Annotated in this window: 18 protein-coding genes; 13 read left to right on the top strand and 5 right to left on the bottom strand. The window is 63.3% G+C overall.

Going from position 1 to position 23,042, the window contains the following annotated elements; genetic code table 11:
* Positions 1-26 precede the first annotated feature (26 nt).
* The 3 genes from LI72_RS05915 (at position 27) to LI72_RS18955 (ending at position 5,046) form a co-directional block, all read left to right on the top strand.
* Entirely contained in the window at positions 27-1,022 is a 996-nt protein-coding gene (locus tag LI72_RS05915; protein ID WP_033924862.1) for a glycosyltransferase, read from the top strand.
* Positions 1,023-1,210: 188 nt separating this feature from the next.
* A complete protein-coding gene (locus LI72_RS05920) occupies positions 1,211-2,299 on the top strand; it encodes a cell wall hydrolase (protein WP_231562374.1) in 1,089 nt (362 codons plus the stop codon).
* A gap of 473 nt (positions 2,300-2,772) precedes the next feature.
* On the top strand, positions 2,773-5,046 hold the full coding sequence (locus LI72_RS18955; RefSeq protein ID WP_052129540.1) for an EAL domain-containing protein: 2,274 nt from the start codon (positions 2,773-2,775) through the stop codon (positions 5,044-5,046).
* Positions 5,047-5,512: 466 nt separating this feature from the next.
* Here LI72_RS18955 and LI72_RS05930 read toward each other — a convergent pair whose 3' ends face one another.
* A complete protein-coding gene (locus LI72_RS05930) occupies positions 5,513-6,796 on the bottom strand; it encodes an enoyl-CoA hydratase-related protein (RefSeq protein WP_231562375.1) in 1,284 nt (427 codons plus the stop codon).
* Positions 6,797-6,929: 133 nt separating this feature from the next.
* Here LI72_RS05930 and LI72_RS05935 point away from each other — a divergent pair, with 133 nt between their 5' ends.
* Positions 6,930-8,069: a DUF3667 domain-containing protein gene (locus LI72_RS05935; RefSeq protein ID WP_033924863.1), complete on the top strand. Its 1,140-nt coding sequence runs from the start codon at positions 6,930-6,932 to the stop codon at positions 8,067-8,069.
* 13 nt (positions 8,070-8,082) lie between these two features.
* On the opposite strand, the gene LI72_RS05940 is transcribed toward LI72_RS05935, so the two are convergent.
* Positions 8,083-8,487 (bottom strand): acyl-CoA thioesterase, encoded by a 405-nt coding sequence (locus LI72_RS05940; RefSeq protein WP_033924864.1) that lies wholly within the window; start codon positions 8,485-8,487, stop codon positions 8,083-8,085.
* A 99-nt stretch (positions 8,488-8,586) separates the two neighbouring features.
* Positions 8,587-10,950, bottom strand: a complete 2,364-nt coding sequence (locus LI72_RS05945) for a TonB-dependent receptor plug domain-containing protein (protein WP_081984670.1) — start codon at positions 10,948-10,950, stop codon at positions 8,587-8,589.
* A gap of 192 nt (positions 10,951-11,142) precedes the next feature.
* Here LI72_RS05945 and LI72_RS05950 point away from each other — a divergent pair, with 192 nt between their 5' ends.
* Positions 11,143-12,222: a phytase gene (locus LI72_RS05950; protein ID WP_033924865.1), complete on the top strand. Its 1,080-nt coding sequence runs from the start codon at positions 11,143-11,145 to the stop codon at positions 12,220-12,222.
* A gap of 8 nt (positions 12,223-12,230) precedes the next feature.
* Here the strand turns inward: LI72_RS05950 and queF are convergent, their stop codons facing one another.
* On the bottom strand, positions 12,231-12,689 hold the full coding sequence (gene queF / locus LI72_RS05955) for a preQ(1) synthase (protein WP_033924866.1): 459 nt from the start codon (positions 12,687-12,689) through the stop codon (positions 12,231-12,233).
* A 154-nt stretch (positions 12,690-12,843) separates the two neighbouring features.
* Here queF and LI72_RS05960 point away from each other — a divergent pair, with 154 nt between their 5' ends.
* The 8 genes from LI72_RS05960 (at position 12,844) to LI72_RS05995 (ending at position 21,885) form a co-directional block, all read left to right on the top strand.
* Entirely contained in the window at positions 12,844-14,373 is a 1,530-nt protein-coding gene (locus LI72_RS05960) for a hypothetical protein (protein WP_197051832.1), read from the top strand.
* A 105-nt stretch (positions 14,374-14,478) separates the two neighbouring features.
* Positions 14,479-15,996 carry a S10 family peptidase gene (locus LI72_RS05965; RefSeq protein ID WP_033924868.1) on the top strand — a complete coding sequence of 506 codons (1,518 nt, stop codon included), beginning with the start codon at positions 14,479-14,481 and terminating at the stop codon, positions 15,994-15,996.
* Between the two features lie 140 nt (positions 15,997-16,136).
* Positions 16,137-17,156, top strand: a complete 1,020-nt coding sequence (locus tag LI72_RS05970) for an energy transducer TonB (protein WP_231562376.1) — start codon at positions 16,137-16,139, stop codon at positions 17,154-17,156.
* Positions 17,157-18,146: 990 nt separating this feature from the next.
* On the top strand, positions 18,147-19,232 hold the full coding sequence (locus LI72_RS05975) for a hypothetical protein (RefSeq protein ID WP_033924869.1): 1,086 nt from the start codon (positions 18,147-18,149) through the stop codon (positions 19,230-19,232).
* 145 nt (positions 19,233-19,377) lie between these two features.
* The gene (locus LI72_RS05980; protein WP_033924870.1) at positions 19,378-20,022 is read left to right on the top strand and encodes a hypothetical protein; all 645 of its coding nucleotides are present in this window, start codon (positions 19,378-19,380) and stop codon (positions 20,020-20,022) included.
* 117 nt (positions 20,023-20,139) lie between these two features.
* The gene (locus tag LI72_RS05985) at positions 20,140-20,490 is read left to right on the top strand and encodes an ArsC family reductase (protein ID WP_033924871.1); all 351 of its coding nucleotides are present in this window, start codon (positions 20,140-20,142) and stop codon (positions 20,488-20,490) included.
* 100 nt (positions 20,491-20,590) lie between these two features.
* On the top strand, positions 20,591-20,875 hold the full coding sequence (locus tag LI72_RS05990; RefSeq protein WP_033924872.1) for a DUF427 domain-containing protein: 285 nt from the start codon (positions 20,591-20,593) through the stop codon (positions 20,873-20,875).
* Entirely contained in the window at positions 20,872-21,885 is a 1,014-nt protein-coding gene (locus LI72_RS05995; protein ID WP_033924873.1) for a glycerophosphodiester phosphodiesterase, read from the top strand. Before LI72_RS05990 ends, LI72_RS05995 begins: the two co-directional genes overlap by 4 nt.
* Positions 21,886-21,894: 9 nt before the next feature.
* Here the strand turns inward: LI72_RS05995 and LI72_RS06000 are convergent, their stop codons facing one another.
* Positions 21,895-22,989, bottom strand: a complete 1,095-nt coding sequence (locus LI72_RS06000) for an endonuclease/exonuclease/phosphatase family protein (protein WP_052129542.1) — start codon at positions 22,987-22,989, stop codon at positions 21,895-21,897.
* Positions 22,990-23,042: the final 53 nt, after the last annotated feature.

Consider the following 23,042-nt stretch of genomic DNA (forward strand, 5'->3'; position numbering starts at 1 on the left):
CCACTTTCTACGGTTGCCCGATAGCCATGCCCGTGCCTGAAAACCCTGTGATCACGGTGCTGATGAGCGTCTATAACGCCGAGCGTTATGTCGCCGAGGCCATCCAGAGTATCCTCGGGCAGACCGAGGGGCGATTCGAGTTCCTGATCATCAACGATGGGTCGCGTGACGCATCGGGATCGATCCTCGACCGCTATGCCGCGCAGGATGCACGCATCCGGGTGATCCATCAGGAGAACCGCGGCCTGATCTACAGCCTCAACCGCATGCTCGACGAAGCGCGTGCGCCCCTGGTGGCACGGATGGACAGCGATGACGTCTCGCGGCCGGAGCGTTTTGCGGTGCAGCTGGCGCATATGCAAGCGAACCCGCAGATCGCGGTGCTGGGCACCAACACCGACGAACTCGATGCCGATGGCGCCTATTTCCCGTGCAGCGATTTCCACCCCGAGCAGCCGCGCGACATTCGCGAGCGGCTGATGGTCGCGAGCGCGATGTGCCATCCATCGGTGATGATGCGCCGCGACGTGATCCGCGCGCTGGGCGGATATCGCGCCGCATTCCGCCATTGCGAGGATTATGATCTGTGGCTGCGGGTGAGCGAGCAGCACGACATGTACAACCTGCCCGACCGGCTGTTCCTCTATCGCCGCTCGCCCGATCAGGTCAGCGAAAAGCACATCCTGGTGCAGGCGATCGGTGCCGCCTGCGCTCGCTTTGCCGCGCGCGAACGCCGTGCTGGACGCGCCGATCCGTTCGAAGGCACAACCGCCCTGCCCTCGCTCGACCAGATCGATTCCGTGCTGGGCACCGAGGGGCTCGGCGCCCGGATGCGGCTGGAGGTGATCGACAGCATCAAATACTCGCCCGACGCCATGAACGACGGCGGACTGGCGCTGATGCAGGCGCATTTGCGCGAAGGCGGAGCCAAGGACGGCTTCTGGCGGACCGCAGGCCGGCTGGTCAAACTGGGCATGCTGCCACAGGCGCTGTCGCTGTCCTTCGACCTGGTGCGCTACTGAGCGCGGCATTCCCGCCTCGTTTTCAAGACGTTAATTCCTGTCACATCGCGTGTCCCGGTGCGAGACAGCGCAATTTGGGCGCTGATTTGGTAAGGGTTTTGCGCTAGGGCACCTCAAGTGACGGCGATCCCGCCGCGCGTGTCCATCCAAGGATTGTTCCCCGGTCCATGTCTTCCCGCGTCTCTCGCATGTTGGCCGCCCATGGCACGATGGGACTGCGCGAATGGACGGCGTGGCTGATGCTGGCCTTGGTCCTCTCGCTGGGCGCCTCGCAGATCGTGCGCGCGCAGCGCAACGACACGCTCGAGGCCGGCCCGCGCTATCAGCCCGATGACGGGCTTGCGTTCGAGCGCGCGGGCGAGAATTTTCCGGGCTCTGCCTTCTATTATCTCGATGACAGCGGTTCGCTGGTGCAGCCATCTGCGGCCGTCCTGACCAGCGATGACACCGGCCTTGGCGCTTCGGGTGCCTTCGTGCGCGGCGTGATGCTCAGCGGCAGCGGCCTCGATCAGGCCCGGGCGCTGCAGTGCCTGACCGCCGCCATCTATTACGAGGCGGCGATGGAGCCCGATGCCGGGCAGCAGGCCGTGGCGCAGGTCGTGCTCAACCGCATGATGCACCCCAGCTACCCCAATACGGTCTGCGGCGTGGTCTATCAGGGGTCCGAACGCGCCAGCGGCTGCCAGTTCACCTTCAGCTGCGACGGCGCGATGGCCCGCGCCCCCAGCCCGGTCTATTGGGCCCGTGCCCGCCGGGTGGCCGAACGCGCGCTCTCTGGCTATGTCTATCGTCCGGTCGGCACCGCAACCCATTATCACACCACCGAAGTGTCACCCTATTGGGCGCCCAGCCTGGACTTCATCGGCACCATCGGTGCGCATCGCTTCTATCGCTGGAAAGGCGCAGCGGGGCGCAGCGCTGCGTTCAACACCCGCTATCTGGGTGCAGAACCGTTCCCCGGCCCCAAGCCACGGACGGTGCTGACGCTGGCAGGTGGGACTGACCCGCTCGATCCGCTTGCCCTGGCGCAAGCCTATGAGGCGGCACGGCTCAAGGCGGAAGCCGACAGTGCCGTCTCGCTCGAAGCGCAGCGTCTGGGCAGGACACCGACGATCGCCGGGCACAGCCCCGTCGGATCCCCCAGCCCCGCTTATGCGCCCGACATCGCCCGTCGCGGCGGGGATGCGGTCGTGCGTGGCTCCAACCTGCCCGACAACAGCCAGATCCGCCCCGAGTACCGCAACAGCGGTCAGTGGATCCGCCAGCCCGGCACCTGATCGCCTTTGCGATCCTCGCGGCCGTTGCGTGCCGCCCGCCTCCATACCGCCTTTCGGCATTAACGATATCCGGCAACCAGCTTCGCCAAAGCGCGATTAGCTTTTGTGCCGCTATGCTGGGTAATCGGCGGGTTAACCGCAAACCGGCCTGTCCCGTATCGGGACAGCGAGGGTTGCGGCGATACCAGCCTTGCCCAGCGCAGGGATCGCAACGCTCCGCGTGCTCAGGCAACAGAATATTGAAATAATTTCAATGCCATAAGGAGAAGGTAACAGAGGACACCATCCGCAAGCAGGCCAGAATGCAACCGCGCTGTTCCCGATCGGCGATGCCCATCATGGAACGGGACCGGAAACCGTCGATCCGGGGCAAATTTGCATTTGGTTAACCCTGTGCGCGGTAAAACGGTTGACGAGGAAGTAACCACATGAAGTCTGTCGCCACTCGTAACAGCAAACGACCGGCCAGCCCGATGCGCATTCTGCTCATCTGGACGCTGGTGTCTGGCTTGTTGTTCGGACTGGCAGAATTCGGTGACCCGCTCGACGACATCTTCCGCATCGGCCGCAACAAGATGCGCGAACACAACGCCAGCGGCCAGGTCGTGGTGGTCGGCATCGACAATCTCTCGCAGCAGGACGTCGGGAACTGGCCTTGGGGTGCGCGCGACTATGCCGCCGTGATCAACCATCTCGGCGATGCCGGTGCAAAGCGCATCTTCTTCGATTTTCCGATCAATGGCCTGGCGCGCGATCCGGGTGCACCCTTGCTGGTGGAAGCGCTCAAGCAGAATTCCGGCAAGGTCTACATGGCCGCCGATTTCTCCGACGATCCCGCGACCGGCAAGCGCACCATGCTGCTTCCGCCCGAACAGATGCGGCAGCATGTCCGCCTGATCAACACCAACGTCTGGATCAACGGCTATAACATCGTCTGGAACGGCCGTTTCGCCAACCGTGTCGGCGATCTGGTCGTGCCTTCGATCGCATCGGAGATGAGCGGCATCCGCGGCGCCGTAGGCGAGGAATATCCGATCGACTATTCGGTGCGGCTGGCATCGCTGCCCTATCTGAGCGCGGGTGAGATCGTCCGCGACGATGCCAGCATCAAGCAGGTCAACGGTCGCGATGTCATCATCGGCACCAACGCGACCGGGGTCGGCAATCGCTATTCTGTCCCCGGACAAAGCCCCTCGGCCAGCGTCTTTGTATCTGCTCTCGCGGCCGAAACGCTGCTGGCGGGCAAGCCCAGCGCCTACAGCTGGCTGATTCCCTTCCTGGTCGCGCTAGCCGTCACAGCCCTGATGCTGCGCGTGTCCCGCCGTTCGCTGGTGATGGGCATGATCATCCTGCTGCCGATCTGCTCGATCGGGCTGCCGCTGCTGCTCGAATCCTATGGCAAGTTCACGCAGATCATGCCCGCAACAATGCTGATGCTGGGGTCGATGGGCCATCTCGCCTGGAAGCTGCATCGTCAGCGGTTCGACGAGCGCGGCATGGTCAACGAGGTCTCGGGTCAGCCCAATCTGAACGCCCTGCGCGCGCAGGGCACGGAAAGCCAGGATGGCCTGATCGCCGCCCGCATCCACAATTATGCCGAAGCCGCGACCGCCCTGCCCGCCGCGGCCGAGAAGGAGCTGGTCGACCAGATCATCATGCGGCTCTCGCTCGGCAATGGTGGCTGCAAGGTCTATCAGGGCGACGAAGGCATCTTCATGTGGCAGGTGCCGGCCACGACCATCAACAACGTCGGCGATCAGCTCGCCGGCCTGAGCGCCATCTTCCGCAGTCCGGCCAACATTTCGGGCCGTCTGATCGATCTGGGCATTGCGTTCGGCGTCGACGCCGATCCGGGCCGGTCGATCCAGAGCCGAATGTCGAGCGCGCTGCTTGCGTGCCAGGAAGCGCAGAACGCAGGTGAACACTGGCGCGTCTATGACCCCACCAAGCTGGAGGCGACCGAATGGCGCGTCACCATGCTGGGCGAACTCGACGCGGCGATCGACAATGGCGAAGTCTGGGTGGCGTTCCAGCCCAAGCTCGATCTGCTGTCGGGGGAAATCTGCGGAGCAGAAGCACTGGTGCGCTGGACGCACCCCGAGAAGGGGCCGATCAACCCCGAAGAGTTCATCACCGCCGCCGAGCGCCATGACCGCATCGAGAAGCTGACCGAGCATGTGCTCAACCGCGCGGTCCAGGTCGCCGCCATTCTCAACCGCGATGGGCGCAAGTTCGACATGGCGGTCAACCTGTCGCCGCGCCTGATCGGCCATGCCAACCTGAAGCCGATGGTGATCCAGACGCTGCGCCGCCACGGTCTTTCAGCCGAGCGGCTGATCCTGGAAATCACCGAAACCGCAGCGATGTCGAGCGCCGAGGCGGCGATGCAGGAACTGCGCGACCTGCGCAGCATCGGGCTGCAGCTTTCGATCGACGATTATGGCACGGGCTTTTCCACGCTCGACTATCTCAAGCGTTGCCCGGCGACCGAACTCAAGATCGACCGCAGCTTCGTGCGCATGCTGGTGAGCAGCCGCTCGGACCGCATCATGGTGAATTCGACGATCGAGCTCGCGCATTCGCTGGGGGAAGAGGTCGTGGCCGAGGGCGTCGAGGATAACGAGACGCTGCAATTGCTCGGCCAGATGGGCTGCGACAAGGCCCAGGGCTATCTGATCGGACGCCCGATGCCCTATGAGGCGCTGGTCGATTATCTGGCCGATTACTCGCCCGCCAAGGCTGCCTGAGCCCCTGCGGGGTCTCCGCTCTCACGCCACGATTCTACTGAGATGACCATAAAGTGCGCGCTGTCGCACTATCCTAGGTTAATGCCTTGTTGAGCAATTTACATTCTGTTAGCCTTGATTTGGGCGCGTATCGTATTCGCGTCCAAATAAGGAGTGCTAAAAATGGCAAAGCGTACCAAACAGCCCGTGCGCGGATTCTGGGACTGGCTCCTGGGCGGCGGATGGAGCTGATTCGGAAATAATTCCGAAACTTCAACCAGGTGGCCTCGGCTTTTAAGCCGAGGCCATTTTTTATGGCGCGGCGCACGCGCCGCTGCGGCCCGCTCCGGTCCTTGAGCAGGCGGCTCGCACAGCAAGACACGCCTTTCCGGCTATTTCAGATTTTGGGCCGTTACTGATTCGAAATGGTTAACGCGCCCAACAGCGCATTATCCCACCCCGCAGCGCTATTGCGTCTGGACTGGCGTTACTTGCCCTGAAAGCGGGGCGGCCTTTTTTCCAGGATCGCATCGATGGCCTCGCGGTGGTCATCCATCTGCTGGAGCACGCCCTGCCAGATCGCTGCCTGGTCGAGATGTTCCGCCAGCGTAACATCGCGCGCATCCTTGATCAGCCGCTTGGTCTTGCGGATCGCCGAAGGCGGGAACTGCGCCACCATCCGTGCGAGCTCCATCGCGCGCGGCAGCAATGCCTCCCCGGGCACGACCTCCGACACCAGCCCGTAGCGTTCCGCCTTGGCCGCATCGATAAACTCGCCGGTCAGCATCATCTGCGTCGCCTTCGCGACACCCACGATCCGCGGCAAAAGCCATGCGCCGCCATCGCCAGGGATGATGCCGACACGCAGAAAGCTCTCGGCGAACACCGCATCATCGGCGGCAATGCGGATATCCGCCATGCAGGCCAGATCGCAGCCGGCGCCGATCGCGTGTCCGCGGATCGCGGCGATGACCGGCACCGACAATCGTTCCATGGCAAGGGGAATGCGCTGGATCTGGGTCTTGTACCAGGTCTCCAGCTCCATCGGGCTCATGTGCTGTTCGGCAGTAAGCGCCTTGATCTGCTTGATGTTGCCGCCCGAACAGAAGCCCGGCCCCTCGCCGGTCAGCACGACGCAATCGATATCGGGATCGGCGTCGGCTGCCTCCAGCGTGGCGACGAGCGCGGCAATCACCTCTTCGGCCAGAGCATTGCGGGTTTCTGGACGGTTCAGCGTGATCGTCGCGATACGCCCGTCAACCGCATACAGCACCGGCGGCGAGGCCGACTGGGCCTCGCGCGCGATGCGATCTGCATAGGTGCCGCCGTGGAACAGCAGCGGCGGCTTGCCATCGCTTTCATAGTCGACGACCTCGCCAACCATGATCACATGGTCGCCACCTTCGTAGAGGTGGCGCGTGCTGCACACCAGTCGTGCCGAGCAGCCCTCGATCCTGGGCGGACCATCCTCGCCAATATCGAGCCCGGCAAACTTGTCCTCGATGCGCGAGGCGAAACGGTTGGACAGCGCGTCCTGATCGCTCGCCAGGATGTGCACGGCGAACTGGCCCGACTGTTCGAAGGCTGCCATCGATCGTGCACTGCGCGCCAGGGACCACAACACCAGCGGCGGATCGAGCGACACCGAATTGAAGCTGTTCGCGGTCACCCCCACCGCCTTACCGTCGGAATCGCGGGTGGTGACGATGGTGACGCCGGTGGCAAACTGCCCCAGCGCGTCGCGATAGGTTCGGGGATCGAAATGGGCCATGGCGCCGGGATTAGCCCCAGTCACGGATACAGCGCAATGGCCAAAGCGCGCCCTTTCCCGACAATTCGCTTGGCCGCCTGCCGGGGGAGCGGTAAACACGCAATCGGCAGAAAACAGCGGGGCGGCCACGGCGATGAGCGGGGAATTCGAAGCAGCAGGGGCAATCGCCGAAGGCGGTCTGTGGTCACGCGTGGCAGAGCCGCGCCCGGGCGAGGCCGCGGCGGAAGGCCATGGCAAATGCCTCAATTGCGCCACGGTGCTGACCGGACCGCATTGCCACCAGTGCGGCCAGGCCGCGCACGTCCACCGCTCGTTCTCGGCCTTCTGGCACGACATCCTGCACGGGGTGCTGCACTTCGACGGCAAGTTCTGGAATACCCTGCCGCTGCTGGTGTGGAAGCCGGGGCATCTGACGCGCCGCTATATCCATGGCGAACGCGCCAAGTTCATCAGCCCGATGGCGCTGTTCCTGTTCTCGATCTTCATGATGTTCGCGATCTTCTCCTATGTTGGCTCGCCCGGCTCGGCAGACAGCCCTAAGAATGTGGTCACCGCCGATGGCGTGAAGGTTTCCGGCTGGCGCGAGGGCATGCAGGCAGGGATGGTCAGGCTGGAGGAGCAGATCAAAGAAAAAACCATGGCGACGCAAGCTCTTGGTGAAGACGACCCCAGCGCGACTGCGCTGGCGGCAGAAATTCGCGAGCTCAAGGCCCAGGTCAACGGCCTCTCCTTCGCGACTGAAGGCAAGGCGCGCTATCCTGAAGTCCTCAAGAATGGTTCTGGTCAGGACGCAAGCCAGTTTGATCTTGGTGGAGAGGTCGACACCGGCTGGGACGGGTTTGACAGGCTGGTCAACAAGCTGGCGGCAAAGGCCAACAAGAACCCGGAACTGTTGCTCTATAAGCTGCAATCCAACGGCTACAAATTCGCTTGGCTTCTGATTCCGCTATCGATTCCGTTTGTCTGGCTGGCCACGCTCGGCAAGCGCGGGCATCGGTTCTATGACCACGCGGTCTTCACGACATATTCCATCGCTTTCATGTCATTGCTGTTCATCGTCGTGACGTTGGCGGGCAAGTTCAATATCGCGCCTGGCCTGGTGACGACAGCAGCGGTGATCTATGCGCCGTTCCATATGTACCGGCAGCTGCGCCATGCCTATGGCTCATCACGCGTGGGCGCGGTGTTCCGGCTGACGCTGTTGCTGACGTGCACCGTTTTCGTCGTGACGGAATTCATGGTGATTCTTGTCAGCATGGGACTGATGGGCTGACCAGACGGCTCAGTCAGCTCCCGAAGAAGCGCCGCTTGATATCCTCGGCCAGCCGCGCGGGACGCAGCGTTTCGGCATCGAGACAGCACCAGCTCGACTTGACCTCGGCGAGCACATCCTCGCCGCGCCGGATGATCGTCTCATAGAATGCACGCGCGCCGTGGACCTTCTCCAGCACCACGGTGGCAATTACCTGGTCGTCGAGAAACGCCGGCTTGCGATAGGTGATCTCGTGCTTGAGCGCGACCCACAGATGCTCGGCCACGGCCTGCGGCGGGGCGATGTTCTGCCAGTGCGCGACCACCGCATCCTGCACCCATTTGAGATAATGGGCGTTGTTCACATGGCCCATGAAATCGATCTCCGACGCATCGACGGAAATGGGGTGATCGTGGCTTATGGCGGTCGGGTTGGTCATCGCATTCCAATGTAGCGGGAAGCAGCAGTTTACGGAAGCGGAAATGCCGCAGGCCATCACTGGCCCGCGGCATTTCGGTAGCCGCAGGTGGGGCAAGCCTCAGAATGCGTAGCGCGCGATCACCTGGAACACCGGCCCGGCTTCCTCGGCCTCGAGCTCGTATTCATCGAAGCTGCGGTCGACCTGATCCTCGACGGTCGTAAACTTGTTGAACACTTCACGCTTCTTGCCGTTGAGCAGGTTGGACCCGACAGCGCGGATCGTCAGGCTGTTGCCGAAACGCTTTTCGATGAAGACCTCGAGATCAGCACCATAGCTGGTGGTCACTTCTTCGCCGATCACGCGGCCGAAGGCGTTGCCCTGCTTGCGGTAGGTGGCGCCAAAGGCCATTCCGATCGATTTGATGTCCTGGATCGCACCGAAATTGTAGACATATTTCGACTGGTCGTTGAAGCGACGATTGCCGAAAATATCGGTGATTTCGCTGTCGAGATACGACACGTTGCCGAAGATTCCGGTATCGGGCAGGCCGATGAAGCCCAGATCGGTCGAAAGGTCGAACTCGACCCCATAGACCTTGCCGTCGCCGACATTCTGCGGCTGGAACACGAAAGTTCCTGCCCCCTCGGAACCTACCACGCCGGTGTTGGTGAGTTCGATCAGGTTCTTCACATCGCGGTAGAAGAAGTTGATCCCGACGATACCGCCACGGCCGATGCGGCGTTCATAGCCCACGTCAAAGCCCCAGGCGGTCTCGGGGTCGAGGCCGGGGTTGCCCAGCAGATCGTTGTCGCCCAGTTCCGCTTCCAGCAGCGCCGGCGAGAGGAAGTTGAACTCCGGCCGGCGGTTGGTGCGGGCAACCGACCCAATGATGCGGTCGCGATCGGTGATGTCATACTTGAACGTCGCCGAGGGCAGCAACTTCGAATAATCGTTACCCAGCGCGCCCACGCCCGCGACCGTGGCATCAACGATCGTCAGGTCGGTGGTCTCGTAGCGCAGGCCCGCTTCCCACGAAAAGCCGCCGTTGCGACCCTCGACCAGAGCAAAACCATCGATGCGGCGCTCCTCGATCGCATTGATGCTGCCGGGTGTCGCAGCAGGCGCGGCAAACGTCGTGTTCAGCTCGGTCGGGTTGCGCTCGAACTGGTTCCAGTTCCGGGCCGCTGCGACGTTGAAGCGGTTCCGCACGGTCAGGATCGCCGTGTCGCGGTCCTTGTCCTGATAATAGCCACCGACCACCAGCTTGACTTCATCGGTCAGGTCCACCGCGTGCTCAAGCTTGACGGTGAACTCGCTGTCGCTGACATCCAGCGTCGTGAAATCGCCGGTGAAACGGGGCGTCGCCCGGTCGAAGTCGACCTCGAATTCCGTCTCGCGCTGCTTGTCGTCGAAATTGGCATAGCCCACCCGCAGCGAGGTCTTGCCGGCGGACCAGACCTGCGACAGCTTGGCGTCGATGGTGTAGTTTTCCTGGTCGATCTCGTTCACATTGGCGTTGTCAGTCAGCAGATTGCCGCTGGCAGCACCGTTGCGGACCGGACCGTTGATCGCGGTGGGGCTGTTGTATTCGTAGCTGCGCTCGTCCTCGGTGCGATCGGTGCGCACATAGAATCCGCGGATCTGGAAGTTGGTGTCGCCGGCGTCGATCTCGTAGGTCGCGTTGACCGAATAGTCCTTGCCGTCGCGCGTGTCGGTCTGATCCTCGCGATTGTCGAAATCCTGCGTCGCGAAGCCGGGGTTGTTCTCGGGCGAATCGCTGTAGCGCAGGCTCGACTTGAGCTTGGGATTGTGACGGCCCTGGAAGTTGCCGCCAATCAGCAGTCGGCCCGGGCCAACCTTTCCACCGAACACTGCGCCGAAGCTGGGCTCGAATTCCTCGTCGTCATAATACAGCGCGCCGCCGCGGACATAGCCGCCGTCAAGCTGGTAGCCGTCGCGCAGCACGATGTTGAGCGATCCTGCCACCGCGTCACCGGTGCGGCGTGCAGAGTTGGAGCGGACGATCTCGACCCGCGAGATGAGTTCGGCAGGAATGCGGTCGAGAAAGAACGAACGGTCGGCCTGGCCGCCGGGAACGCGCTCACCGTTGATCAGGATCTGGGTATAGCCGGGCGGCAGGCCGCGCAGGCGCGGACCGTCGCTTTCGATCACATCCGACAGGAACGTCACCGACGGGACGCGCTTGAGCGCATCGCCGGCGGTCAGCGGCTCGAAGCGCTGAAAATACTCGGTGCCATATTCCAGCACCGGCTCTGCGCCATCGATACGGTTGCGATAGCCGATCTGGCCCTGCACCACAATGTCCTGCGAGGTGACGATGGCCTGGTCGCCTTCGGGCCGCTGCTGATCGTCGGCAACAGCATCCTGTGCGGTTGCGAGACCTGGCAGCATCGCCAGCCCGGCGATACCGGTCAGCATCACGCCGCGCGCGCGCAGGCCAAAGCCCTGAAATTTCGTCATGTGGTAAACCCCCCGAATCAATAAGCGGCAAGCCCGCTGTCGCAGCGCCGCTAACAGGGGTCGGCGACGGATGGATGACACGCGTATTTCGGTTTTGCGTCAGTTTGTGCGCGAAACTGTCATGAACGCGCCACATCGGCGTGGCAGCGGCGAGCCACTCTTTTAACCGTTCCCCGAAAGGATCCGTTTGCGATGATCGTCCATTCCCGCACCGCCGTCTTGAGCGCCAGCCTGCTTGCCCTGACCCTGGCAGGATGCGCACCAAAGGAGGTGCCGCTGGCTACGCGCATGGCCAATGCCCTGCCCGCGACCGATGTTGCGGCGACCATGGAAACGGTGCCGGTCGGGACCGCCAATGCCGATGCGGCGGATGATCCGGCGATCTGGCGCAACCCGGCCAACCCGGCAGCCAGCCTGATCGTCGGCACCGACAAGAAGGCCGGCCTGTATGTCTATGGCATGGACGGCAAGGTACGCGGATCGTCGCTGACCGGGCGCTACAACAATGTCACCCTGTTCGAGGGCGAACATGGCATCGTCGTCATCGCCAGCGACCGCACCGATCCCGTCAATTCCAAGCTCGCGCTGTTCCTGCTCGATCCCGCGACCGGCGCGCTGTCGGCGCTGGCCAGCGTGCCGAGCGGCCCCGGCGAAGGCTATGGCGTGTGTGTCACCGGCGCCCCGCGCATCGCGATGGTGGGCGCGGCCGACGCGATGACCGCTTATGCCGCGATCAAGGACGGCACCGTTCGCCAGATCACGATCAGCCACAAGCAGGGCAAGGTCGAACACTCCATGGGTGCCAGCTGGAAGCTTGCTACCCAGATCGAAGGCTGCGTGATCGACCCCGCCACCGGCATGCTGTTCATCGGCGAAGAGGATGTCGGCATCTGGAAGATCGACGTTGCAAAGCCCGGATCCGCACCGGTGCTGTTCGCTGCCGCCGATGGCAAGCAATTGGTCGCCGACGTTGAAGGCCTGGCGCTGGCGACCCGGACCAGCGGCAGCAGCCTGCTCGTCGCCTCCAGCCAGGGCGACAATGCCTATGCGGTGTTCGATACTGCCACGGGCAAGCTGCTCGGTCGCTTCCGCATCAATGGCGGCGCGATCGATGGCACATCGGAAACCGACGGCATTGAACTTGCGACCGGCGACTACGGCCCCGGTTTCGAGCAGGGCGTGTTCATCGCGCAGGACGGCGACAATGGCGGCGGCACGCAGAACTTCAAGCTGGTGAGCTGGGCGGCAATCCAGGCCGCCCTGGGGCTCTGACCGGCGCCTCAGCCCCGACCGCGATAACCCGGCACCTCCTGCGGCGGCAACCACAGCCCCGCAGGCGGTTCGCCCGACTGCCAGAACACGTCGATCGGAATGCCGCCGCGCGGATACCAGTATCCGCCGATGCGCAACCAGTGCGGCTGCATCTCAGCAAACAGCCGCTCGCCGATACCGACCGTGCAGTCCTCGTGGAACGCCTGATGGTTGCGGAAGCTGCCCAGAAACAGCTTGAGCGACTTCGATTCGACCATGACCGCGTGCGGAGCATAATCGATGACCAGATGTGCGAAATCGGGCTGGCCGGTGACCGGGCACAGCGAGGTGAATTCGGGAACGGCAAAGCGCACCAGATAGGGCTTGCCGGGGCGAGGATTGGGCACATAGTCCAGCGCGGCCTCTTCAGGCGAGGTCGGCAGGGGGCTGTCTTTGCCCAGAAAGCGTGTTTGGGGTTGATCGGACATGCGCCTCATCTAATGCGGCACACGGCTGATGTCATCTCCCGCCCTGCATTCAGCACCGATTAAGCGCAAAAGCCGCGTGGACTCCGGGCGATTTCGGGCAGATGGCAGCCGATTGGGAACAGACCGCAGCAGCGGACAGGTGATTTTGGGGACGATGGGGAAGACTTTCGGCATGACCGCCAAGCGCGACAGACACGGCCCGGCACCACGGCCGTTGCGGGCCATGCTCGTGACGCTGGCCGTGATCGGCGCATGGACATCCGCGCCGCTCGCCGTTGCGCAGGACAACAGCCCCGGCAGCTTCACCCTGCCGCCTGGCCCGCAGCAGGAAACCACCCCGCCGTCGGACGTGCAGGGGCCGGTGGATGCCGAATCCTCTCCGCCGCGGCGGACCGATCAACCCGCGCAGACCGCGCCGCGGCCGCCAGTTGCGACGATCGCCCCCACCCCGGTGCCCCGGCAGGCAACGCAGCGTCCCCGCGCCGCGCCACAGCCGCGCGTCGCGACGCCGCGGCCCGCGCCGCAGGTCGTCCGCCCGCAACCGGCACCGCCGGCTACTACCCAGCCCAGCGTCACCACGCCTGATCCCGCGCTGCAGCCGCCGGTGGCCGCGCCCGATGTGCCGCTCGCCGCACCTTTGCCAGCACCTGAATTGCCCAGCCCGCCGCCGTCCGAGACCGTGCCCGAAACGGACGCCGAACCGGCCGATGTCGAAGACCAGGGTTCGCTGTGGTGGTGGGCCGCCGCCGGTGCGATCGCGCTGATCAGCCTGATCGTGATGGCACTGCGTCAACGGCGCCCGAAGCCCGCCGCCGTGCCAGCCAAGGCGGCCGCCGCTGCGGCGCCGACCGCGACGGTGCCGACGCCGCCCTTGCGCGCCCAGCGCCCGGCCCCGGCCCCGCCGCCCTCTCCTTCAAGTTTGGTCCAGGCGTTCCAGCCAAGGCCGCAGCCCGCGCGCGACCTGCCGCCCGCCGCTGCGCCTCCCCCTCCTCCGCCGCCACCACCGGCGCCTCGGCAGCAACCGCCGGCATCGACTGCCGATCTGGACGCGCAATCGCAGGCGCTGGCGAGCGGGATCCTGCCCGACACCGCGCTCGCAGCCGGCCCCGCCAGCACCTCCGCGCCGGTCAGCACGCCCAAGGGCAAGCCGGTTGCCCATGATTTCGGCCAGCCGGAGCAACCGGCCGATTTGCCGCGCCTGCTGCTCGACTTCACCACCCTGGGGGTCGATGTCACCCTGGTGAACGCGGTGGCGCGCTATCATCTGGGCATCACCAACATGGCCGACATCGCGCTCAGCGGTCTGGCGCTGCACGGCGCGATCGTCCAGGCGCGGCGCGGCATGCCGCCGACGGTCGATCCGCTGCGCGGCGATTCGCTGCTGCCGCATCTGCAAAAGATCGCCGATATCGAACCCGGCGGCACGCAAAGGTGCGAAGGCCAGATCCGCCTGCCGCTCAATCAGATCGAACCGATCGAGATGCAGGGCCGGCTGCTGTTCGTGCCTGTGGTGCATATCTGGATCGGCTATGACGGCCCCGATGGCACGCGCTATGCGATCACCCAGTCGTTCGTGCTGGGCGAGGAGAGCAGCCCGCCGGGTACTCGCGTGGGCCCGCTGCGGCTCGACCTTGGCCCGCGCCGGTTCACTGCGATCGGCCAGCGCCCCCTCCAGCCGGCCTGACGCGACAAATCAATCAGTTGGCGGCTTGCCAAGCGCCTGCCTGACGTGCCAATCAGCTCACCGTATACGAAATGTCGCGTTTCGAACCGAGAGGGTCCGTCCATCATGCGTAGCTGGTTTGCTTCTTCCGCCCTTGCCCTGTCGCTGTGCCTCGCCGCAGCCCCCCTCGCCGCGCAGGACGGCGCAAAGGCACCCGAAAAGGCCGCTCCCGCCAAGGCCGAGCCTATGGTGTCGGTCACCAGGCACAGCGGCACCTTTGGCGGCCAGCGGATCAACTACACCGCGACCGCCAGCGACACGTTCCTGAAGGACGACAAGGGCAACCCGCGTGCCCGCATCTTCTCGGTCAGCTATATCAAGGACGCGCCCGAGGCGAACCGCCCGGTGACGTTCCTGTTCAACGGCGGCCCCGGCTCCGGCTCGCTCTGGCTGCACATGGGCGCCTTCGGCCCCAAGCGCGTCGCCATCCCCAATGACGGCCGCGACGACGGCGCGCCGCCGTACCGGATCGTCGAGAACCCCGACAGCCTGCTCGATGTCACCGATATCGTGTTCATCGACCCCGTCGGCACCGCGTTCTCGACCGCGATGGGGGATACCGACCCCAAGGAATTCTGGGGCGTCACCAAGGATGCCAAGTCGATCGCAGAGTTCATCCGCATCTGGCTGTCGCAGAACAACCGCTGGAATGCCCCCAAATATCTGGGCGGCGAAAGCTATGGCACCACCCGCACCGCCGCTGTCGTCAACGAGCTCGAGGGCACCTACAACGATGTCGCGTTCAACGGCCTGCTGCTGATCTCGACCATCCTCGATTTCGGCGCGCAGGCCGAGGTTTCGGGCAACGAGATGCCCTATGTGCTGATGGTCCCCAGCATGGCGGTGACCGCGCTCTATCACGGCAAGACGACGCCTGCGGCCTCCGGTGCCGGTCCTGCTGCGCTCGCCGCCGAGGCCAAGGCGTTCGCGATCAACGAATATCTGCCCGCGCTGATGAAGGGGACCGCCTTGGTCGGCGAGGAGCGCGCGGCGATCCGCGCCAAGCTCGCGCGCTACACGGGCCTTACCGAACAGTATCTGGAAAGCGCTGACCTGCGCGTGATCCCGGGCCGATTCTACAAGGAGCTGCTGCGCGATCGCGGGCTGGTCGTCGGACGGCTGGATGCGCGCTACACCGGCAAGGATTACGACAATGCCGGCGAAACCCCCGACAACGACCCCAGCTTCTACGGCATCGACGGCAGCTATACCGCCGCGTTCAACGCCTATGTCCGCCAGGAACTGAAGTTCAGCCCCGAGCGGCAATATGTCACCATCGGCGGCGTGCGCGACTGGGATTGGGACCTGCCAGGCAACGGCGGCGAAAACCGCTATTACAAGAACGTTGCGCCCTATATCGGCAAGGCATTGCGCGAGAACAGCGGCCTGCGCGTTCTCGTCGCGCAGGGCTGGTACGACTTTGCCACGCCCTTTTTCGGCGCGGAATTCTCGCTCACCCGTACCGGCATCCCGACCGACCGCGTTGAATACACCAGCTATGACGCCGGCCACATGATGTATGTAAACGAGACCGACCTTACAAAGCTGTCGCGCGACATTCGCGGGTTCATCGGTCGCCGTTGAGACGAACGGAGTTGCTGACGGGCTTTTTCGTCTTATCATTGAAATGATTCGACGGCATGATCATGGCCATGATCAAGACTGTTTCTGCGGCACTTATAGTGTCCTTCGTACCTGTGGCTTCCACTCAACCGATCATTGCGGTGAGTACACCGGCGCCGGTGGCTGAGCGATCGCTGATCGCCTGGGAACCCGGGGAGGTCCGCTGCGGGGCAACCGTCGTCTCGCCGGCCTTTCTGGAACGGCCGATGGCGACATTGGCCTGGGTCAGCCAGCCCCAGGCCGGCCCTGTCACCTACAGGTTCGTCATCGAACCCGATGGCCGCACGAGCAACATCCGCAAGGCCGCGAAGGACGCGCGCGCGATGGGCGGAGACGACATCGCACCCTCGCTTGCCGCAAGCCGCTTTGCGGCGGGCAAAGGGCATTTCGACTGCACGATTGCTTATGCCCCCCGCCAGACAGGCCTCGACTCCGCGCCGCTGGCGGACCTCGCCGCCTATTCGGTGAACGCGATATCGGGCCCCTTGCCGAAAAACGCATGGGACAGGATGTACGCCCAGAGCGACTGCCGCGACGAGCGCGCGCTCGGGCTCAAGAACCGGGTCTTCCCGAACTTCCGCGACATCGCCGGGACGCCGGGAGTGCGCAACTGGTCGATGGTGGGCTTCGACATCGCAGACGATGGCGTGACCACCAACGTCAAGACCCTCGCCGGTACCGCCGACCCCGCGCTGGACGCGGCGAGCCGGACCGCAGTGGAGCAGACCCGCTATTACAAGGGTGGTCGCACGGGCTGTCGCTACCCTTATTGGCGCGCGCCCGCCACCCTCGCCGCCCCGTCTGCGCCGGATGAGGAAGCCTTCCGCCCTGCCGGGTCCACCTGCCCGGAAAAGGTCGAATGGACTGTGCCGCCGAGCCTGCGCTTTCCCGAAACCTATCGTCGCCGCGCGATCGAGGGCTGGGCCGTCGTCAGCTATGATGTTGCGCCATGGGGCGAGGTATCGAACGTCAAGGTGCTCGCCAGCCAGCCAACCGAGGACTTCGGCAACCAGTCGATCACCGTGGTACGCGGCGGCAAGGTCGCGGCCACTCAAGGGTTTGTCGGGTGCGTGGATCTGGTCAGGTTCGAGATGGGCCCGGACGCGAGCGACCAGAGCTGAGCGGCTGACGCTGCGGCTGTGAAGGCCTTGCCCTTACTGCGAAGGGCTTTCCGTTTGCTGGCGTCGGGTTTTGGGTTCCATGGTGCAATCGTGGAATTATCGAAACTGGGTGGAGAGCTGAACGTCGGCTTCTGGTGGAACTGCATCTGAAGCCGGGATTCAGGCATTTAAACTTTGGATGGCTGGCTGTGATGTTTTCAGTTTATAGAATGACTACCGATATAGAATAGCTACGGCAGGTGGCTGGTGGGATCGGGTTCGTTTTTCAAATGGTTGGAGAATGGCTTTTCAGAAAGGGGCCAGAGGCATTTTTGCTGCTGTAGCCAAATCCGCGGGTTTTGCGATAGCAGCGGTTTCGATAGAAATAATGTGGAGTTAGCCGACAGTGAATCAGCGCATGCTTGTTGAGCTAATTTTGTTCCTCATTTTAATGGTTATTTTCTCCATTTTAGTAAATTACGTAGACAAATTGTACGGGGAGCGATTTTCCACACTGTCCGCTATATTTCTAGCTGCCCCCATATGTGCTGCCATAGCCTATTTTAGGCGACGCTCGATTAAATGACTGGTGGCCGCTCCTCGTTCGTAACCAAGGATGGCCAATGTCCGTTCGGGGGCATTTTCAGAACGGCAATTTTTCACCCAATATGCCCCAGAGCTGCCACCGTTCGGCGCAATGTGAAATTGCTAAAAAACCCCGCTCGTGGGTGGCGCGTCCTTCAAGGTGGAGATTTCTCTCGTTCCTTGACCAGCTCGCAGGAATGAAAGGACGAATTGCGCTTCGCGTCGGCGACAGGGGCATGGCTGCACCTGGGCCAAAACCCACTGGCCTCCATCGCAGCGAACCGCCTTCCCGAAAACCAGCCGGTTAACCCGACCTTGAAGCTTTTGCGCCAATAGAATGTGCCGGTTTAAATGGTACAGAACCATCGACCATGAAGGTCGCGACACGCGGGCCAGTCGGGGAATATCGGATCAAGGCAGGTTGGCATGAACGAGCTCAAGGTTTCCAACGATATGTCGGCGTTCGCAGTGCCGGCGGCGCTCGATGAGCACGGCAGGCTGACCGAACAGTGCGTCCGCCAGGCGCTGACAATGATGGATACGCATGGCCTCGTGGTCCTGACCGACCTGCTGTCGGACGCCGAAGCGAAGATCGGCCTTGATCTGATGCGCCAGACCATCGAGGATCCGGACCGCGCCCAGTGCGCCTTCGCCAGCGAGACCGACAATCTCTATCTGCGCCGCGATTTCTGCTCGCTGCCTTCGACCCCGCCGGTTACGCGCTTTGCCGCGACATTGTGCCAGCGGCTCGAGGGGGTTCTGACCGAATATTGCGGCCGGTCGCGCCCGCTGCTCGAAATCGCGACCTTCACCAGCTATCTCGGCTCATCGCACCAATATGTTCACCGCGACCCCAGCGGCGTGATCAGCCTGTTTGCCGCGGTGGAAGATGTCTCGGACCAGCAGGGTGGGACGGTGTTCGTCCCGGGGACGCACGCCTTTGGCGGGTCCGACAACCAGCATGGCGGCCAGGCCTCTGAGCTGATGGAGATGTTCCGCATCCGGTGCAACTGGCACATCTTCGTCCATAACTTCAGGAAGCTGTGGCGCATGCGCACGGACCCGGCCGCGCCGCTGGCACCAGGCGAATTCCGGGACCGGGTGTTTTCGCGCAACTGGGATCAGCATCAGCCCAATCTGCTGCGCTTCATGCTGGGCAAAAACTCGCAGTTCAGTCTGCGCAAGCTCGGCCCGCGCACCTTGTGGAAGCTGTATCGCCACCGCGCGGCGCTTGGCGAACGTTTCCATCTGGTCCAGACCGCTCCGCGCAGGGGTTCGGTCATCATCTACCGCAGCGATCTGCTGCATGCCGGCCCCGACAACCGATCGCCGCATCCCCGCCATATCTTCGGCATGAGCATCGCGCGCGACAGGATCGATACCAAATACTGGCACGACGGCTATTCGCCGCACCCGATGTTGATGGCCGAACCACTGTGCCTGGGTGACCTGCTGGATGCCGAGCCCGTGCCCGCATCGCCCAGCGTTCTCGACCACCGCCTGCGCGCCTGAGCGACCGGTTCGCCGTTTGACACCCTGAGTTGGCCAGCGGTGGTGACGGCGTTGCATTCTGTCTGCGATGCGCGTTCGCCGTTACAGCTTCCAGCACGACGGGCGAAGGTGGCATTCGATCAGATCCAATGATAATGCGTGGTTCATGTCTGTGGAACCGCCTGCAACCGACAATGCCGCTACCAAGATCGAGGATCTTGCAGCTTTCAGGCGTATATCCAAATGGCTTCCGTTTGCGATGATGGGACATTTCATTGTCGGCGTCCCGGCATTGTTGATCTCGCTGGTGGTTGCTTATGGCACCTATGTCCAGGCAGGAGCAACACAACGCATGCAGGAAGCGGCAGCATGGCCGTTTGTTGCCTACCGCACCGGGAACTATACTCCCGATGGTGAACGATTGATCAATATGTCCATCACCAACAACGGCCTTGGCCCGGCGCTTATCGGCCCGGTCGAAGTCAGTTACCGTGGCCGCGTCATGCGTTCGCCGGTTGATCTGCTGGCGTCGTGTTGCGGATATCAGGAAAACCAGGCGATGCAGCTTCGAACTGCGCCGATCGTGAATGTTGCGCTGCGGCCGGGCGAAGAGATCCTGTTCATGAGCCTGCCCGCAGTCGCCGCCAACGCGGGCATGGTCGATGTGCTGGATAGGGTGCGTGAGGATATCAAGGTGCGGGTGTGTTATTGCTCGATTTTCGAGGACTGCTGGACGGTCGAAGGCCAGCAGGCGCAGCCCGTTGCCGTCAAAGCCTGCCCGGCGAACTGGACCGTCTGGCGCCAGCGCTGATGTTTACGTCACGGCAAATTTGCGGCGCGCGGGCTTGAAATGCTGTCCTTTCAACGCGCCGCACAATAGGAAGTGACGCTTGCCAGGCACGCGCAACACAGGACCTCAGGAACATCCATGGCTAACATCACTCTCCACGGCATCCCCAATTGCGACACGATGAAAAAGGCGCGCGTGTGGCTTGATCAGCACGGCATTTCTTATGATTTTCACGACTACAAGAAGATCGGAATCAGCGCGGAGAAGCTGAACGGCTGGGCCGAGGCGGTGGGCTGGGAGGTGTTGCTCAACAAGGCGGGGACCACGTTCCGCAAGCTGCCCGAGGCCGACAAGGCTGCGATCGATCGCGAAAAGGCGATCGCGCTGATGGTCGAGCAGCCCTCGCTGATCAAGCGGCCGGTGCTGGAGCATCCCGGCGGCGTACTCGTCGGTTTCAAGCCCGAGCTGTATGCGGCGGCGCTCGGCTGACGCATTGGCCTGTCGGACCGGGCTGAAGATTTGCGCCAGTCCGCTGTCATATCGCTGTCGCCGTTCCCATCTAGGGCGGACCACTGACAGGAGACAAAGCATGCCCAAGGCCATCTGGAACGGCACCGTCATCGCCAAGAGCGACGACACCGTCGTCGTCGAGCGCAACCATTATTTCCCGCGCGAAAGCGTGCGCGCCGATCTGCTGACGCCCAGCGACACCACCAGCTTCTGCCCGTGGAAGGGTACGGCGTCCTATTATTCGCTCGATGTCGACGGCAAGACCAACGCCGACGCGGTCTGGTATTACCCCGCGCCCAAGGACGCGGCGAAGGAGATCAAGGACCGCATGGCCTTCTGGAAGGGTGTCGAGGTGGTCGCGTGATATTCGCCGCGATGGCGCTGGCGGCTGGCGCATCCGGCCCGCTGATTATCGCCCATCGCGGCGCGAGCGGCGAACGGCCCGAGCATACGATCGGCGCCTATGAGCTGGCGATCGACCAGGGCGCAGACTTCATCGAGCCCGATCTGGTCAGCACAAAGGACGGCGTGCTGGTGGCGCGGCACGAGAACGAGATTTCGGAAACCACCGATGTCGCCAGCCGCCCCGAGTTTGCCAGCCGCAAGATAAGCAAGACCATCGACGGCCAGAGCCTGACCGGCTGGTTCACCGAGGATTTCACACTCGCCGAACTCAAGACCCTGCGCGCGAAGGAGCGGCTGCCGCAGCTGCGCCAGGCGAACACCGCCTATGATGGCCGCTGGGATGTGCCGACGTTCGACGAGGTCATTGCGCTGGTTCAGCGGCGCAGCAAGGAGACCGGGCGCAGGATCGGGCTCTATCCGGAAACCAAGCACCCGAGCTACTTCCGTGCACTCGGCCTGCCGCTCGAAGAGACCCTGGTGGCGACGCTCGCCAAGGCCGGCTATGACAGCCCGGATGATCCTGTTTTCATCCAGAGCTTCGAGGTCGACAACCTCAAGCGCCTCAACACCCTGACTCAATTGCCGCTGATCCAGCTGATGGCCGGATCGTTCGGTCCGCCGGACCAGCCGGGCGTCACTTATGCCGCGATGGCCACGCCGCAGGGCCTCAAGGATATCGCCGCCTATGCCGATGGTGTGGGCGCCGAAAAGGCGATGGTGATCCCGCGCGACACTGCAGGGGCGATGGCCGCGCCCACGACCCTAGTGCGCGATGCGCATGCCGCGGGGCTGAAGGTGCACGTCTGGACCTTCCGGCGCGAGAATTACTTTCTGCCTGCAGACCTGAAATCGGGTGCAAGCCCCCTCGCCATTGGCAACGTGAAGGCGGAGATCCGCGCGTTTGTCGCCACCGGGATCGACGGGTTGTTCTCGGACAATGTCGCAGAGGCGGTCAGCGCCACCCGCTGACGCGCACTATCAGGGCTTGGGCGCGCTTCCGCCCGAGGCCGTGCCTTCCTCGATCGCGGCCTTCTTGCCATCGCGAATGGCGTTACGCATGTCCTTGTGATCGGCAAGGTCGGGCGCTTCGGGCTCGTCATTCAGGATCTTGGCGGCGCGCGGCGCGATGCACACGGTCGCGGACACCGGCAGATGGTCCGATCCCACATTTTCCAGCACCTTCATGTCGACGAGCGTAAAATCGGGCGACATGAACAGATGGTCGAGCGGCCAGCGCAGCCCCGGCAGATTGGCGGGGAAGGTCGCATACAGCCCGCGCCCGATGCGCGGATCCAGATAGCCGCCGATTCGCTTGAACATCTGCGAGGTGCGCGACCAGGCGACATCGTTGAAATCGCCCATCGCCAGCACCGGCAGATCGGTCTGCTTGGCGTGGCGCGCGGCAATCGCGATTTCCGCATCGCGCTTTTCGGTATTCTCGCCGGGCTGCGGCGGACGCGGGTGCAGGCCGATGAAGCGGAACCGCGCTCCGGCATGGGTCGAGATTGTCGCAAAGACCGACGGTGTTTCGGTATCGATCAGCCAGGTGATCTCGGCATCTTCCACCGGCAGCCGCGAGAGGAAGATCAGTCCATACAGATTGCCCAGCGGTGCCGACTGGCGGTGGGGATAGCGATCGATCACCGGCTTGAGCGCGGTTTCCCAGCCCTCGTCGGTTTCGAGCAGCAGCACGATATCGGGGTTTTCGCGGTCGATCAGCTTGAGCGTGCGGTCGTAATCGCGGTTGGTCTGCAGCACGTTGAACGAGAAGGCGGAAAGGCAGTTTTCTTTGTTGATGACCGCCTTGGCGACCTCGGGCTTGGCCAGCGTGGTATAGGGATAGATGCGAAAGCCCTGCCAGCCGATGACCAGCGCCATCGCCACGACGATCGTCATCCGCAGCCAGCCGGTCAGCACCGGGATCGCGAGGATCAGCGCAAGAATAGCAAACAACATCAGCGCGACACGCGGGAAATCCCACATGCGGATATACCAGCGATAGCTGGTCAGCAGGCTCAGCACGGTGCCCGTCGCCGCGATCGCCGCCAGCGCAAAAACCAGGATTCGCAGCATCCGTGAAAATCACCCGCCCAAGAGGAACATCGAAAAGGAACACGGCCTTGTCG

Origin of the sequence: Sphingomonas sp. 35-24ZXX (genome assembly GCF_000786215.1) — a bacterium.
In the GTDB taxonomy this organism is placed as follows: domain Bacteria; phylum Pseudomonadota; class Alphaproteobacteria; order Sphingomonadales; family Sphingomonadaceae; genus Blastomonas.

Excerpts from the sequence above, each read along its gene's own strand:
- LI72_RS05915 (WP_033924862.1), top strand. The coding sequence starts at position 27 with ATGCCCGTGCCTGAAAACCCTGTGATCACGGTGCTGATGAGCGTCTAT.
- LI72_RS05920 (WP_231562374.1), top strand. The coding sequence starts at position 1,211 with ATGTTGGCCGCCCATGGCACGATGGGACTGCGCGAATGGACGGCGTGG.
- LI72_RS18955 (WP_052129540.1), top strand. The coding sequence starts at position 2,773 with ATGCGCATTCTGCTCATCTGGACGCTGGTGTCTGGCTTGTTGTTCGGA.
- LI72_RS05930 (WP_231562375.1), bottom strand. The coding sequence starts at position 6,796 with ATGGCCCATTTCGATCCCCGAACCTATCGCGACGCGCTGGGGCAGTTT.
- LI72_RS05935 (WP_033924863.1), top strand. The coding sequence starts at position 6,930 with ATGAGCGGGGAATTCGAAGCAGCAGGGGCAATCGCCGAAGGCGGTCTG.
- LI72_RS05940 (WP_033924864.1), bottom strand. The coding sequence starts at position 8,487 with ATGACCAACCCGACCGCCATAAGCCACGATCACCCCATTTCCGTCGAT.
- LI72_RS05945 (WP_081984670.1), bottom strand. The coding sequence starts at position 10,950 with ATGACGAAATTTCAGGGCTTTGGCCTGCGCGCGCGCGGCGTGATGCTG.
- LI72_RS05950 (WP_033924865.1), top strand. The coding sequence starts at position 11,143 with ATGATCGTCCATTCCCGCACCGCCGTCTTGAGCGCCAGCCTGCTTGCC.
- queF (WP_033924866.1), bottom strand. The coding sequence starts at position 12,689 with ATGTCCGATCAACCCCAAACACGCTTTCTGGGCAAAGACAGCCCCCTG.
- LI72_RS05960 (WP_197051832.1), top strand. The coding sequence starts at position 12,844 with ATGGGGAAGACTTTCGGCATGACCGCCAAGCGCGACAGACACGGCCCG.
- LI72_RS05965 (WP_033924868.1), top strand. The coding sequence starts at position 14,479 with ATGCGTAGCTGGTTTGCTTCTTCCGCCCTTGCCCTGTCGCTGTGCCTC.
- LI72_RS05975 (WP_033924869.1), top strand. The coding sequence starts at position 18,147 with ATGAACGAGCTCAAGGTTTCCAACGATATGTCGGCGTTCGCAGTGCCG.
- LI72_RS05980 (WP_033924870.1), top strand. The coding sequence starts at position 19,378 with ATGTCTGTGGAACCGCCTGCAACCGACAATGCCGCTACCAAGATCGAG.
- LI72_RS05985 (WP_033924871.1), top strand. The coding sequence starts at position 20,140 with ATGGCTAACATCACTCTCCACGGCATCCCCAATTGCGACACGATGAAA.
- LI72_RS05990 (WP_033924872.1), top strand. The coding sequence starts at position 20,591 with ATGCCCAAGGCCATCTGGAACGGCACCGTCATCGCCAAGAGCGACGAC.
- LI72_RS06000 (WP_052129542.1), bottom strand. The coding sequence starts at position 22,989 with ATGCTGCGAATCCTGGTTTTTGCGCTGGCGGCGATCGCGGCGACGGGC.